Annotated in this window: 14 protein-coding genes; 4 read left to right on the forward strand and 10 right to left on the reverse strand. The window is 51.8% G+C overall.

Annotated elements, in window-relative coordinates; genetic code table 11:
• Positions 1–66 precede the first annotated feature (66 nt).
• Complete coding sequence (locus tag AC07WB_RS08330) at positions 67–1,440, reverse strand: MATE family efflux transporter (RefSeq protein ID WP_494940300.1); 1,374 nt, start codon at positions 1,438–1,440, stop codon at positions 67–69.
• Positions 1,441–1,638: 198 nt separating this feature from the next.
• Here AC07WB_RS08330 and AC07WB_RS08335 point away from each other — a divergent pair, with 198 nt between their 5' ends.
• Entirely contained in the window at positions 1,639–2,280 is a 642-nt protein-coding gene (locus AC07WB_RS08335; protein ID WP_494940301.1) for a riboflavin synthase subunit alpha, read from the forward strand.
• 48 nt (positions 2,281–2,328) lie between these two features.
• Here the strand turns inward: AC07WB_RS08335 and cfa are convergent, their stop codons facing one another.
• A complete protein-coding gene (gene cfa / locus AC07WB_RS08340) occupies positions 2,329–3,477 on the reverse strand; it encodes a cyclopropane fatty acyl phospholipid synthase (RefSeq protein ID WP_097094098.1) in 1,149 nt (382 codons plus the stop codon).
• 301 nt (positions 3,478–3,778) lie between these two features.
• Positions 3,779–4,981: a purine nucleoside transporter PunC gene (punC, locus tag AC07WB_RS08345; protein WP_494940302.1), complete on the reverse strand. Its 1,203-nt coding sequence runs from the start codon at positions 4,979–4,981 to the stop codon at positions 3,779–3,781.
• A gap of 110 nt (positions 4,982–5,091) precedes the next feature.
• Between punC and punR the strand changes: the two genes are divergently transcribed.
• A complete protein-coding gene (gene punR, locus AC07WB_RS08350; protein WP_097094096.1) occupies positions 5,092–6,003 on the forward strand; it encodes a DNA-binding transcriptional activator PunR in 912 nt (303 codons plus the stop codon).
• On the opposite strand, the gene purR is transcribed toward punR, so the two are convergent.
• Complete coding sequence (gene purR / locus AC07WB_RS08355) at positions 6,000–7,025, reverse strand: HTH-type transcriptional repressor PurR (RefSeq protein WP_097094095.1); 1,026 nt, start codon at positions 7,023–7,025, stop codon at positions 6,000–6,002. The genes punR and purR overlap by 4 nt on opposite strands.
• A gap of 274 nt (positions 7,026–7,299) precedes the next feature.
• Between purR and cydH the strand changes: the two genes are divergently transcribed.
• Entirely contained in the window at positions 7,300–7,389 is a 90-nt protein-coding gene (cydH, locus tag AC07WB_RS08360; protein WP_097094094.1) for a cytochrome bd-I oxidase subunit CydH, read from the forward strand.
• A gap of 60 nt (positions 7,390–7,449) precedes the next feature.
• On the opposite strand, the gene AC07WB_RS08365 is transcribed toward cydH, so the two are convergent.
• Entirely contained in the window at positions 7,450–8,241 is a 792-nt protein-coding gene (locus AC07WB_RS08365) for a C40 family peptidase (protein WP_494940303.1), read from the reverse strand.
• A 364-nt stretch (positions 8,242–8,605) separates the two neighbouring features.
• On the opposite strand from AC07WB_RS08365, the gene AC07WB_RS08370 reads away from it, so the two are divergent.
• Positions 8,606–8,941 carry a Grx4 family monothiol glutaredoxin gene (locus AC07WB_RS08370; protein ID WP_175501675.1) on the forward strand — a complete coding sequence of 112 codons (336 nt, stop codon included), beginning with the start codon at positions 8,606–8,608 and terminating at the stop codon, positions 8,939–8,941.
• A gap of 35 nt (positions 8,942–8,976) precedes the next feature.
• On the opposite strand, the gene rnt is transcribed toward AC07WB_RS08370, so the two are convergent.
• From rnt to eptA, 5 genes are all read right to left on the reverse strand, one after another.
• Positions 8,977–9,648, reverse strand: coding sequence for a ribonuclease T (gene rnt, locus AC07WB_RS08375; RefSeq protein WP_494940304.1), 672 nt, complete (start codon positions 9,646–9,648; stop codon positions 8,977–8,979).
• 108 nt (positions 9,649–9,756) lie between these two features.
• On the reverse strand, positions 9,757–10,164 hold the full coding sequence (gene gloA, locus AC07WB_RS08380) for a lactoylglutathione lyase (RefSeq protein WP_007892766.1): 408 nt from the start codon (positions 10,162–10,164) through the stop codon (positions 9,757–9,759).
• Between the two features lie 100 nt (positions 10,165–10,264).
• A complete protein-coding gene (locus tag AC07WB_RS08385) occupies positions 10,265–11,362 on the reverse strand; it encodes an alkene reductase (protein ID WP_097094091.1) in 1,098 nt (365 codons plus the stop codon).
• Between the two features lie 51 nt (positions 11,363–11,413).
• Positions 11,414–12,010: a TetR/AcrR family transcriptional regulator gene (locus AC07WB_RS08390; RefSeq protein ID WP_345826812.1), complete on the reverse strand. Its 597-nt coding sequence runs from the start codon at positions 12,008–12,010 to the stop codon at positions 11,414–11,416.
• 45 nt (positions 12,011–12,055) lie between these two features.
• Positions 12,056–13,687 (reverse strand): phosphoethanolamine transferase EptA, encoded by a 1,632-nt coding sequence (eptA, locus tag AC07WB_RS08395; protein ID WP_494940305.1) that lies wholly within the window; start codon positions 13,685–13,687, stop codon positions 12,056–12,058.
• Positions 13,688–13,868: the final 181 nt, after the last annotated feature.

A 13,868-nucleotide genomic window follows, 5' to 3' on the forward strand; every position in this document is an offset into this window, starting at 1 on the left:
GACCAGCAACTGTGCTATGCGTCGTTTTTTTCGCCGCTGGGAACCAAATAATGCACGTTCAGGAACTTAGCGCGCAGCACGTGCCAGAATGACCTGCGCGGGTAAGCGCTGTAAACGACGTATACGCCAAATCATCATTACGGCTGCCGAGGTGAGTCCGACAATAAAGCCGCACCAGAATCCGGCAGGACCAAGCTTCGGTAATACCCGATCTGTCATCGCCAGCACATAACCCACGGGCAAACCCAGCACCCAGTAAGCAATAAAGGTGATGAAAAAGATGGAACGGGTGTCTTTGTAACCACGCAGTATGCCGCTGCCAATCACCTGAATCGAGTCGGAGAACTGATAGAGAGCCGCCAGCAGCATCAGCTGCGCGGCAAGGGTAATCACTTCCGGATTCGCGGTATACAGCGCAGCGATATCATGACGGAAGATCACGGTAAACGTTGCCGTCAGCACCGCCATGCTGATGCCTACACCCTGTCCAGTCCATGCGGCGACCCGCGCCTGTTCGGTCGATCCTTGCCCCAACCGATAGCCAACACGAATGGTCGTTGCCACACCCAGCGACAGCGGCAAGACAAACATCAGCGAGCTGAAGTTAAGCGCAATTTGATGACCCGCGACTTTGACAATGCCGAGCGGTGACACCAGCAGAGCGACGACGGCAAACAAGGTCACTTCAAAGAACAGCGCTAAAGCCACCGGCAAGCCCAGCGTGAACAGGCGAGACAGGATAGCTCTTGAAGGCGCAGACCAGCGTGCGTTCATACGGATATCGCGCATATTCGCCATGCGTTTTACCCAAAAGCGCATCACCAGGAACATTACCCAATAGACCGAAGCCGTTGCAACACCGCAGCCAACCCCGCCCAATGCCGGCATGCCAAAGTGACCATAGATGAATACATAGTTAAGAGGAATGTTCACCATTAATCCGAGGAAGCCGAGCAGCATCGCAGGCTTGGTTTTCGACAAGCCTTCACACTGGTTACGCATTACCTGGAAGAGGAGATAACCGGGCGCTCCCCACAGCAACGCATGCAGATACCCTTCGGCTTTCGCGGCCAACGCAGGATCAATATCATGCATGGTGTTAATGAAGTAGCCGGCGTTCCACAGCACCACCATAATTAATAGTGCGACGCCGATCGCCATCCAATATCCCTGACGCACTTGTTCCGCGATGCGTTCACGTCGTCCTGAACCGTTGAGTTGCGCAACGGTGGGCGTCAAAGCCAGCAGTAGACCATGGCCAAACAGAATGGCGGGAAGCCAGATAGAGGTGCCGACAGCAACGGCGGCCATATCCGTGGCGCTTACCGCACCGGCCATAACAGTATCTACAAATCCCATTGCAGTCTGAGCCACCTGAGCAAGGATGACCGGGATCGCAAGGGCCAGCAATTGACGCGCTTCTGTAAAATACTTCTGCACGTAACACCTGCTTAATTTAAGAAGAGAGCGGGGAGAAATCCCCAAAGAATGCGCGGCATAGTGTAGCGGTCGCGATGGCTTCCGCCAAACGTTGTTCGCATTTTGTTTCGTTATTTGTGTAAAGTTTGAACTCCGCCAAATTAAGCTGTGGCTGACAAGCTGTGATAAACTGACGCAAACTTTGCAGAGGCTGAGATTATGTTTACTGGAATTGTGCAAGGCACGGCTGAGATTGTTGCCATTGAAGAAAAAGAGCTGTTTCGCACTCATACTGTACGTTTACCCGCAGATCTCGTGCCGGGTCTGGCGCTGGGCGCATCAGTGGCGCATAACGGCTGCTGCCTGACCGTGACAGAGATTAAGGGCGATCTTGTTAGCTTTGATTTGATCAAAGAAACACTGCGCATCACCAACCTTGGCGAATTAAGCGCCGGTGATGTGGTGAATATTGAACGTGCGGCGAAGTTCAGTGATGAAATTGGCGGCCATTTAATGTCCGGTCATATTATGACCACGGCGGAGATCTGCAAAATAATCCAGTCAGAAAATAATCGCGAAATCTGGTTTAAATTGCAGGACGCCAGCCAGATAAAATATATTCTGCATAAAGGTTTTGTGGGAATAGACGGAATAAGTCTGACGGTAGGCGATGTCACTAAAAGCAAGTTTTGTGTCCACCTCATCCCAGAAACATTAGAGCGTACCACCCTGGGCGCCAAGAGATTGGGTCAAAAGGTCAACATTGAGATCGATCCCCATACCCAGGCGATTGTGGATACCGTTGAACGCGTACTGGCTCAGCGAGAAGCGGCCTTAATTCACGCGGATAGCACAGAATAACGCAATAAAAAAGGCGCCATTTGGCGCCTTGATTTTTTCATCAGATGATTAACGCGCTACGCGCAAACCACCCTCTTTACCGCGACTGAATACGACCTGCCAAAGCTGAATATCACGCGCGCGGAATGCACCCGCGCAAGCATTGAGATAATAGTCGAACATGCGTTTAAACCGTTCACCATATTTCTCGGCCAGCTGTGGCCAGGCAATTTGAAATCGTTCATGCCAGGCCATTAGCGTCGTATCATAATCTGCGCCAAAGTTATGCCAATCTTCCATAACGAAATGAGGCTCACTGGCTTCGGCGATTTGTCGAACAGACGGTAGACAACCGTTCGGGAAGATATATTTGTCAATCCACGGATCAACGTTCATATCCGTGCTGAGGGCACCAATGGTGTGCAGTAAAAATATGCCGTCTGGTTTTAGGTTGCGATCGGCAACTTCAAAATAAGTGGCATAGTTTTTCGGCCCGACGTGTTCAAACATGCCGACGGAGACAATACGATCATATTGCTGATTAAGATCGCGATAATCCTGCAGCAAAATCGTAACGTCTAATCCTTCACAGCGTTGCTGTGCCAATTTCTGTTGCTCGGCAGAAATGGTAACGCCATGCACCTTCACGCCATAATTACGTGCGGCATATTCCGCTAATCCGCCCCAGCCGCAGCCAATATCGAGAAGTGTCATGCCGGGCTCGAGTTGCAGCTTACGGCATATCATATCCAGTTTTGCCTGCTGAGCATTTTCCAGCGTGTCCGCATCTTTCCAGTAGCCACAAGAATATTGCATATAGGGATCGAGCATCAGTGAGAAAAGATCATTACCCAAATCGTAATGTTCTTTACCGACAATCCAGGCACGCTTTTTCGACTGTAAATTAGTAAGACGTGCCGCTGCAATTCGCAGCGTGTCTTTGAAATGACGCGGTAATTGTTTATCCAGATGGTGTTTCAATACGCGATGGAAGAACATATCGAGCTGTTCGCACTCCCACCAACCATCCATGTAACTTTCACCTAAGCCCAGTGAACCTTCTTCCAGGACGCGTTTAAAAAAATCTGGATGCTTTACCTGAATATCCCAGGGACGAGTGCCATTCACTGCAATATCAGCGCGCTCTAGCAGTTCATTGACGATACGATACCAGTGGTTTTCTTCAAGGCTCACTTCTTCTATAACAGATGAACTCATAGCTTCTCCATCACCTTCCGATCTGAACCTGAGAAATAGAATAGTCAATTTCTCAAGAGCTGTGAGAGAACTCACGGAAATTCCGTGCGCCAGAAATCCGACGTTTTACAGAGGTATGCTTTTGAATAGAACAGTTTGACGCAACACAGCAGCATCGTGCAGACGCCATCCCACGACAGAGTCGTAAAGGTATTACATTTATATTATTGATTTATAGCAGAAATACTGACCCAGTGATTATATGCTCACGTGGGTCAATATTCAACGGCTTATCGTTAGTTTGCTAACGATAATCGTTGCCTTAATGATTATCTTCGCAGGGACGGGAAGTGTGGGCAATATCACTTTGTGCGCTTACACCGCGTTGGCAGACAAAGCCAACCCAAGCGAGTGCGACGGTTGCTACCATGACAAGTGTGGTGTTGTAGAGCGCATGCGCTAATCCAGCAGAGACCAGCAGGCTGGCAACAAAACACAGACCTAGCTGGAAAAGGTTTTGCAAACCTGCTGCTCTCCCGGTCGCATGCGGGAAAGGGGAGAGCGCGCTAGCCACCACAATGGGATAGATTGCGCCATTAGCGAGCGCCATGCCGCAGAAAGGCATCAGCAATGCAAACAGTGGCGTTGCTGGCATTAATGCCACCACAAACAGGCTAAGGATGCTCAAACTGTAAAGCACCAGCAACCATGGCAACAATTGAGCGCCTTGATAGCGGTTGAGCAGCGCGCGGCAGCCAAATCCGCCCATTAAAAAGGCGATGGTTTGAGGAATATAGCTCAGCCCAATATCGGCAGGCGTTAAGCCGGCGGCGGCGAGAATAAAGGGCGAACCGGTCAGCCAGGCAAAGAAACTTGCGGAGCAGGCTGAATAAATCAAGACGTTACCACTATACACTCGCGTACTAAGTAAAGTTAGCCAGCCGGGCTGGGTGCTCTTAGCGACGTTTTCGCGTTTCGGCGAGGTTAACCGCAGCGTGCCAACCAGCAATACCACTGCGACAAGCGTGAGGGTGATAAAGATGCTGCGCCAGTGGAAGTGACTGATTAGCCAGGCTCCCAGCAGCGGAGCGAGCGCCGGTGACAAGGCGACCAGCGGCATAATCGTGGCAAAAACTTTATGAGCCTGTGCTTTTGGATAGCGATCAACGACCAATGCCTGCCAGCTCACCGCTGCAGCACATACCCCAATCGCCTGCACAAAACGTAACGCCAGCATCAGGCGTACATCGGTCACCCAAAGCATACCAAGACAGCCAAGTGCAAAGATGGCTAAGCCCGCCAGCAGAATAGGTTTACGACCGTAGCGATCTGATAGCGGTCCCCAAAAGACCTGCGCACAAGCAAAGCCGGCAAGGAACAGACTCAGGCTGGCACTGATGGTGCCCGGTGCAGTGGCAAAATCACGTTGCATATCGCCAAAGGCGGGTAAATACATATCCGTGGCAAGAAAGCCGAGCATGCTGAGCACGGCAAGGTAGGGCATAAATGCTTTAGACGACAACATGTTATTTCTCTTATGGGCAGGTTGAACGCGGGGGAGTGTAAAAGGATGCAACACGCTTTGTGAAACGCTAATATTTGCACAGTGCTGTTAAATTTTTTGAAGGTGAATTCATGTGGTCAGAATACGCGCTTGAAGTGGTAGATGCCGTAGCGCGAACCGGCAGCTTCAGCGCCGCGGCGCAGGAGTTGCACCGTGTGCCTTCTGCCATCAGCTATACCGTACGCCAACTGGAAACCTGGCTGGCGGTACCGCTCTTTGAGCGCCAGCATCGGGAAGTGGTAATGACACCGGCAGGTGAGCATTTTGTGCGTGAAGGACGATCTGTTATCAAAAAAATGCTCGCCACCCGCAGGCAGTGTCAGCAGCTGGCCAATGGCTGGCGCGGTGAGTTGAGCATCGCCATTGACTGTATTGTAAAACCGCAGCGTACGCGGCAATTAGTGAAGGACTTCTATCGCCATTTCCCGGACATGGAGTTGATCATCAGTTATGAAGTGTTTAATGGCGTCTGGGACGCGTTAGCCGATGGACGCGTTGATGTCGCGATTGGCGCCACCCAGGCAATTCCGGTTGGGGGACGTTTTGCTTTTCAGGATATGGGGGCGCTTAACTGGCGCTGTGTCGTGAGTCCTCATCATCCTTTAGTCAGTAGCGTTGAACTGGATGATGAAACTCTGCGGGCATGGCCTTCGCTGGTGCTGGAAGATACCTCGCGAGCGTTGCCGCGCCGCATGACATGGACGCTCGATAATCAGCGGCGCCTGGTGGTGCCAGAATGGGAAACCGGGCTCGACTGCTTGCAGGCAGGATTGTGCGTTGGGATGGTGCCGGGCCATTTAGCCCGACCGCTGCTGGATAACCATGCGTTGGTGGAGCTGCAATTGCCGCAGGCCTTTCCAGACAGCCCCTGCTGCGTTAGCTGGTCAGAACAGCGCGCGTCGCCGGCGCTGGATTGGCTATTAGCCTATCTCGGGGATGCCGAAACGCTGAACCACGAATGGCTCAGTGAAGTGACACACTAGCGACGATAGTCGCGGAATGGCCCGTCTGCCACGGAGCGGCGCTCAATCAGCGTGGGTTGAACCTCAATGGTTTGTGGCTCTTCGCGCTTGCTGGTGATGCGATCGAGCAGCATCTCCAAAGCTTTTTCACCTAATTCGGCTTTAGGCTGATGCACGGTGGTCAGGGCGGGCGTGAAATAACGCGCGTTGCGCACGTTATCATAGCCAATCACTGAGATATCCTGCGGCACGCGCAAACCCATTTCATCTGCTGCGCAAATTGCGCCCATCGCCATAATGTCACCACCGCAGAACACGGCGGTGGGGCGCTGTTTCTGATTAAGGATTTGCTGCATCGCCTGATAACCCGATTCCGGTTCAAAGTCGCCCTGAACGATCCATTCCGGGCGCACAGTGATGCCCGCTTCATTCATCGCCTGAAGGAAACCGGCATGACGTCCGCCGCCGGTATTGCGCTCCAATTGGCCAGGAATTGCGCCAATGTCGCGGTGACCACGTTCAATCAGATATCGACCAGCGAGATAGCCACCCTGGAATGCATTATCCTGCACGGTATCGGTAAAATCGCCGCGCGAAGCACCCCAATCCATAACAACCATCGGAATATTGCGATTTTCTTCAAGCATTTGCAGCAAATCATCGGGATATTCTGAACACATCACGAGCAATCCATCGACACGCTTCTGCGCCATCATGGAGAGATAAGCGCGCTGCTTTTGTAAGTCGTTATGCGCGTTACCCAGAATCAACGTATAGCCGCGATCGAAGCAGTGATTTTCTACCGCTTCAATAATTTCGGCAAAATAAGGCGCTTCACTGGAGGTCGCCAGCAGGCCCAACGTTTTGGTGTGATTGACTTTCAGGCTACGCGCCACGGCGCTTGGCGAGTAGTGCAATGCTTTGATCGCTTCCCATACGGCGTTACGCGTCTCTTCTGCTACGAAACGCGTTTTGTTGATGACATGCGAAACCGTGGTGGTCGAAACACCCGCGCGTTTTGCCACATCTTTAATTGTTGCCATGAAAATGGTACTCCTGGGCTTATCGCAACTTACTGATAAGTATATTGTTAAACGTTTGCGTCTGCTAATGCTTTTATCGCCCAAAATAAGGGGCAAAACGGTGTGGTTTAGCAGACAAAATCACTTTATCGCGCTGTAAACACACCCTGCACAAAATGTGTTGCGCAACGAAAGGCGGCGATTCTAGCAAGCCCGGGCGGATAACACGAGATTTTTGCCCATCGCTGTGCGAAAATCGGTTTAACCCTAAGAAATGTGTGACTAAGGAGGAGTAATGAGTACGGATTTGAAGCTGGCGCTAATGACAACCGTTGGTGCTCTGTTAATGATTATTGCCTTTAGCTTTACTGCAATCATGCATTAATAAAAAAAGCCGGAGCAGCTCAATGCAGCGTCCGGCTTTTTTCTGCGCGTTGCGCAACAACTAACGAATGGTTTTCGGCGTCATCATACGACGCGCCCCAACATAGTGTTTCTGCCAGTAATCCTCACCCAACGCGCTAATCTGAATATCTTTGCCGGTACGCGGCGACTGAATGAATTTGCCATTACCAAGATACACGCCAACATGATCGGCAGTGCCACGATTATTGATGCGGAAGAACACCAAATCACCTTTTTCCAGCATTTCACGCTTAATTGGTGCAGCATCGCGCAGGTGATACATCTCATTGGCGGTGCGCGGGAACTTGAACTTCACCAAATCTTTATAGGCGTACCACACCAGGCCGCTGCAGTCGAAGCCGGTATGCGGGGAGGTGCCGCCCCATTGATAAGGTTTGCCGAGCTGGCCCATTAATTTTGTCATCGCAGTTTCACGCGCCTTTTGATAACGCTGGCGATGCGCCTTGCTCATTTTGATGCCGGTGAGCGGCAATGCTTCATCATCAACGTCGACGTCTGCGGCTTTTTTTATCTGTCGTTGATGACCATATTTCTTCGTCGTGGGTTTTAGCAGGGATTTTTTGCGGCTGGTTTTAGTTAGTGCGATTTCTGGCTTTGCCAGTTTTTTAATTTTGAGTTTTTGGACGGCAGGCAGCCGCGATTTTTTCGTAGTGGTTTTCACCGGACGTCGTTTGCGGCGCTCGTCTTCACGTGCGCTCTTTTTCTCTGCTTTTTGCGAGCTGGCATTAACCGGCGCATGCGGAGACGCAGAGGCCACGTTAAAGAACAGTTGGGCAAAAGCCAGTATGAAAAGCGTAATCAGTAAACGCATAATCCGGTTATAGGTTCAGCAGGCTGGAAACAAACAGACTGCGGCAGAGTGAGAGTAATCTGATCAAACGATCAGCGCCGAGGCAATTCTAATCCACTTTTTTTCCAAAAGGTAAGGCCTTTTTCTATTAAACTGTTACCAGATTGATTCTGTCGCAAAAATGAACTAATTCAGCTGGTTAACGCAGCGAAACTATTGCTAATTATTAATTTAGTCATGCCTATTAATGATATGAAAATGTTATTTGTGGCGGCCCAACTTAACAAACATGGCGATTCCCCGACGCTAACGTAAAATCCCGTTTTCAGTACGGGAGCGAAATCGCTACAATAAACAAACACGAAGTGAAGCATTAAGGAAGGCAATAATGAGTACTGTTGAAAAAATTCAGCGTCAGATCGCAGAAAACCCGATCCTGCTGTACATGAAAGGTTCGCCAAAGCTGCCAAGCTGCGGTTTCTCGGCGCAAGCCGTGCAGGCGCTTTCTGCGTGTGGTGAGCGTTTCGCCTACGTGGACATTCTGCAGAACCCGGATATCCGCGCTGAAATGCCTAAGTACGCTAACTGGCCAACCTTCCCGCAATTGTGGGTAGATGGTGAACTGGTTGGCGGCTGCGACATTATCGTTGAGATGTTCCAGCGCGGCGAACTTCAGCCCCTGCTGAAAGAAACCGCAGAGAAGTATAAAGAAGCGGAATAATGAAGAAGGCCGACAACGATGTCGGCCTTTTCTTTTTACTCTTCGGACGATGCGTCTTCCTTCGGCGCGTCATCAAAGGCCAGCGGCCAGCCGCCAAGGCGCTTCCAGCGGTTCACCAGTTCGCAGAACAGCGTTGCGGTTTGCTCGGTGTCATACAGTGCCGAGTGCGCCTGAGTGCTATCAAAATCCATTCCTGCCGCTTTACAGGCTTTCGCCAACACCGTTTGCCCGAACACTAAACCGCTTAACGCGGCCGTATCAAAAGTGGCAAAAGGGTGAAAGGGATTGCGCTTCAGGCTGGCACGCTCGGCGGCTGCCATCACGAAGTTGAGATCGAAAGTGGCGTTATGCGCCACGATAATGGCGCGATTGCAGCCGCTGTCTTTTGTGCCTTTGCGCACCATTTTGAAAATGGCATGCAGGGCTTCGTATTCACTTACGGCGCCGCGCAGCGGATTAGTGGGATCGATACCGGTAAACGCCAGCGCCGCTGGATTAAGAATGGCGCCTTCAAACGGTTCCACGTGGAAATGCAGCGTTTCGTCACGATGCAACCAGCCATCTTCATCCATCTTGAGCGTGGTGGCCGCAATTTCCAGCAGCGCATCGGTTTGCGCGTTAAAACCGGCCGTTTCGACGTCGATCACTACAGGATAAAAACCGCGGAAGCGTTGGTGGAGAGCGTTTAAAGCGTTCGATTCAGACATCAGGATCTCATGGCAATAAATAGGGCAGCGCGCATTATGGCAAAAATCGCAGGAGGGTGCAGCAGGAGAGGGAAGTCAGCCCGCAAATAAGCAGGCTGACAAGCAACATTAGTTGCCGAGGCCGTGACCGGCATGTTTGTTTTCAATCAACTCGATTTTATAACCGTCTGGATCTTCAACAAACGCAATAATGGTGGAGCCGCCTTTTACCGGGCCCGCTTCACGCGTCACGTTGCCGCCAGCGCTGCGGATACGCTCGCAGGTGTCAGCCACGTTATCCACGCCCAGCGCGATATGACCGTAAGCATTGCCGAGGTCGTATTTATCCACGCCCCAGTTGTAAGTAAGCTCAATCACCGCGCCTTCACTCTCTTCGGTGTAGCCAACAAACGCAAGGGTGTATTTGTACTCGGTGTTTTCGCTCTGGCGCAGCACGCGCATGCCTAGCACACGGGTGTAGAAATCGATTGAACGTTGCAAATCGCCAACGCGTAACATGGTGTGAAGTAAACGCATAACATCCTCTTTTTTAAAACGTCATCAGTGAATGACAAGACAACTTAGTATACACACTGATGAAACAACGCTGCCGCCTATCCACAGCGGCAGCCATTACTTACAGCGTTGGATAATCGGTATACCCTTCTGCTCCGCCGCCGTAGAAGCTTTCTGGACGCTGTGGGTTGAGTGGGGCATCTTGCTGCAGACGCGCCACCAGATCCGGGTTAGCGATAAAGTCGCGACCAAAGGCCACGGCATCAATCAGGCCGCGCGCGATCAGATCGTCGGCTTTTTCAACGGTATAAGCGCCAGCGCCAATGATCACGCCAGGGAACAGCGCACGCACTTTCTCGCGGAAGGCATCGCTGTAAGGCTGGCCACCCGCCCAGTCTGGCTCGGAGAGATGCAGATACGCCAGGCCACGTTTGCCCAGTTCCGCGATATACCACAGTGCGGCTTTCTCTTCTTCCGGACCATTTTCCAGGTTTTGGAAGGCACCGATAGGCGAAATACGGATGCCGATGCGATCGGCCGACCAGTTGGCAATCGCCGCATCCACCACTTCCAGTGCGAAACGGCCACGTTTCTCGATGGAACCGCCGTATTCATCGTTGCGCTGGTTTGAGTCTGGCGCGAGGAACTGATGCATCAGATAACCGTGTGCAGAGTGCAGTTCCAGCAGGTCAAAGTCCGCTTCGCGTGCATTTGCCGCCGCCTGGCCAAAATCTTTCACAATCTGCTGAATTTCAGCTACCGACAGTTCGCGTGGCAGCGACGTATCCTCACGATAAACGCTGCCATCGGCGGCACGCAAAGAGGTGCGGGTGCCTGCGGCCAGCGCGGTTGGTGCCACCGGCGCTTTACCTTCTGGCTGCACGCTGTTGTGAGAAATACGGCCGGTATGCCACAGCTGTACAGCGCTGTGACCGTGCGCAGCGTGGATACCTTCATTAATTAATTTCCAGGCGGCGATTTGCGGCTCAGTGTGCAGACCCGGCGCACCGGCATAGCCTTTCGCCTGGAAAGAGATCTGGGTTGCTTCGGTGATGATCAAACCGGCACTGGCACGCTGCTGATAATATTCAGCCATCAGCGGCGTGGGGATATCGCCCGGTTCAATACTGCGCAGGCGCGTCAGCGGGGCCATGAAAATGCGGTTTGGTACGGTAATCGCGCCCACTTTCAGTGGGGAGAACAACTGCTTACTCGCCATAATGACTCCTCTGGGAAGACCGGTCGTCTAGTAACTGCGGTTTTTTAAAAATCAGCGACTTATCAGCCACTGTTCGATAGTTTCAAGAGCCAGGCTAATGGGGCCAGGCTCGCGGGAAATCTTGCTTTGTAAGCTGGCACCCAGCCAAAGTAAGTAACAACGCTGTGCCAGCTGCTGCGGCGTTTGGTTAAAAGGCAACGGCTGCTCAGCCGCTACCTCGGTTAAGCAGCGCGTGTAGGCGGCAATAATCGCATTAGCGCCATGCTGCAATGCATCACGCATCGGCTCGGAGAGATCGCACACCTCTGCGGACAATTTCACGCCCAGGCAACCCACAATATGGCCCTGCTCGATAAACAGCGTTTCGGCATAACGAAAATGCTGTAACAGACGCTCAGTCGGCGTAAGACCCGGCTGGTTTAATTGCTGTTCAATCTGCTGTAAAAAGTTGGCGAAGTAGCGTTCAAGCAACGCCACGCCGAACGCTTCTTTTGAGCGGAAATAGTGATAGAACGAGCCCTTGGTGACGTCTGCCAGCGCCAGCATCTCGATCAACCCCATGCCGGTAAAACCGCGCTGCAAACAAACCTGCTCGCCAGTAGCGAGCAGATGTTCACGGGTGTCGATGCGTTGCGATGTCTTATTCATGGCACGCAGGTTATTAGACCAGTCAGTCTAATGCAACTGTCCGGCTCAGCTTTGGCACGATCTGATCATATCCAGCTGCGGCTGGTACGCCTGTGTTTGCACGTTAAACATGGCAAGCACCGTATGGAAGAGATTGTCCTGCGAGACTTTCGCGTCCGCTGCTTGCTGGCGCAAACAGGATGCGTTGATGTGCAAGGCGGCGGCATAGCCGGGTGACATCCACAGCAGCAGAGGGATGTGCGTTTGCTGGGTTGGGGCAAAAAGATAGGGCGCACCGTGCAAATACATGCCGCGTTCGCCGAGTGATTCGCCATGGTCAGAGAGATAAATCAGCGCCACATTAAAGCGGTCGCTGAGCCCTTTCAGTTTATCGATGGTGCGGCTGACCATATCGTCGGTGTAGAGCAGCGAATTGTCGTACGTATTGACCAGCGCCTGATGGTCGCAATCCTGGATTTGGTTGCTGTCACAGGTTGGTGTAAACCGGCGGAACTGCGCGGGGTAACGCTGATAATAGGCTGGACCGTGGCTGCCCATCTGATGCAGCACAATCATCCCGTCGTTGTGTAAGCCAGCAATATAGTTATCAAGGCGGTGCAGCAGCACATCATCCTGACAGAAACCGTCATGACAATATTCCGGCAATTTCCATTGGGTCATGTCCGTGTGCGGTACACGATCGCAGGCGCCTTTACAGCCACCGTCATTCTCACGCCATAGCACGCTGACACCAGCGTGGGCAAGGATGTCAAGCACGCCTTCCTGATGATGCGCCAGATTAGCGTCATAGTGCACGCGTGGCATATTCGAAAACATACAGGGCACTGAAATGGCGGTTTCTGTACCACAGGAGGTGGTATTTGGATAATAGATCACCTGCTGTTTTTTCAGTTCTGGGTTAGTTTCTCGCCCATAGCCCCCGAGTGAAAAATTCTCCGCACGCGCGGTTTCACCCACCACTAATACCACCAGCGTTTTTTTGGCTGCTGCGCTCATTAACGGGCCTTTGTGTGCATCCTGTCCGATTTTCACCAGCGCCTGGTCACCTTGCAGATAGCGCTGATCGACATAATGGCCAGTACCGCTGACGATATTGGCTGGCGTAATCATTTTCACCAGACCTTTGTTATTGCGGATCAGCGAGGCGTAATCTTTGTAAAACAGTACCGCCATCAGCAGAATCAATAATATCGCGCCCAACGCGCCGACCAGCCGTTGTAATAGATTCCACCACCAACGTTGTCCCCGACGAATGCGCACTAAACAGAGGACGACGGCCGGTATCACGCCCATTAAAAACATCCATACCACATAGCGACTGCTTATCAATGCCCCGGCTTCTTGCGGATCCGATTCAAAGACATTTTGCATCATATTGGCATCGATAACCGTGCCGAAACTGTGCATGAAATAGTTGGCGGCAGCGCTGATGAAGACCAGCACAATCAGCAATGGCTTACGGATATAAGGCCATGCAGCAAGCGAGAAAAGAAAATAAAAAGCGCAGGCGAGGACGACTGGAATACTGGCGGCAAACAGATAGTCGTGAAGATGATCGTAGGAAATCATTTCCCAGGCGCGCAGCAAGAAAAGTGCATTCAGTACGAATGCGAAGAACAGAGCAGCAATAAGGTTAAACCCGCTGGTGCCGCACTGCAGTGTGTTCGGGAATCTCATGAAAACTCAACGGTAGGGAGTAGTGTGACAATCGTATGAAGACAATATGAGGAAAACCTTAACCAAGGTTAAACATACCCAATCTAAAACATCATCTTGCTGGATATTTGGTAAACAGTGGTTACGAAGTGCGGCGATGTATTGATTGCGAGCAATTAACGTTTACTCTTTGTACTATGTC

Source organism: Pantoea sp. GW821-FHT03E06 (genome assembly GCF_059420725.1).

Coding starts and splice junctions, on each gene's coding strand:
- rnt (WP_494940304.1), bottom strand. CDS start 9,648: ATGTCTGAATCGAACGCTTTAAACGCTCTCCACCAACGCTTCCGCGGT.
- punR (WP_097094096.1), top strand. CDS start 5,092: ATGTGGTCAGAATACGCGCTTGAAGTGGTAGATGCCGTAGCGCGAACC.
- cydH (WP_097094094.1), top strand. CDS start 7,300: ATGAGTACGGATTTGAAGCTGGCGCTAATGACAACCGTTGGTGCTCTG.
- cfa (WP_097094098.1), bottom strand. CDS start 3,477: ATGAGTTCATCTGTTATAGAAGAAGTGAGCCTTGAAGAAAACCACTGG.
- AC07WB_RS08385 (WP_097094091.1), bottom strand. CDS start 11,362: ATGGCGAGTAAGCAGTTGTTCTCCCCACTGAAAGTGGGCGCGATTACC.
- purR (WP_097094095.1), bottom strand. CDS start 7,025: ATGGCAACAATTAAAGATGTGGCAAAACGCGCGGGTGTTTCGACCACC.
- punC (WP_494940302.1), bottom strand. CDS start 4,981: ATGTTGTCGTCTAAAGCATTTATGCCCTACCTTGCCGTGCTCAGCATG.
- AC07WB_RS08335 (WP_494940301.1), top strand. CDS start 1,639: ATGTTTACTGGAATTGTGCAAGGCACGGCTGAGATTGTTGCCATTGAA.
- gloA (WP_007892766.1), bottom strand. CDS start 10,164: ATGCGTTTACTTCACACCATGTTACGCGTTGGCGATTTGCAACGTTCA.
- AC07WB_RS08390 (WP_345826812.1), bottom strand. CDS start 12,010: ATGAATAAGACATCGCAACGCATCGACACCCGTGAACATCTGCTCGCT.
- eptA (WP_494940305.1), bottom strand. CDS start 13,687: ATGAGATTCCCGAACACACTGCAGTGCGGCACCAGCGGGTTTAACCTT.
- AC07WB_RS08365 (WP_494940303.1), bottom strand. CDS start 8,241: ATGCGTTTACTGATTACGCTTTTCATACTGGCTTTTGCCCAACTGTTC.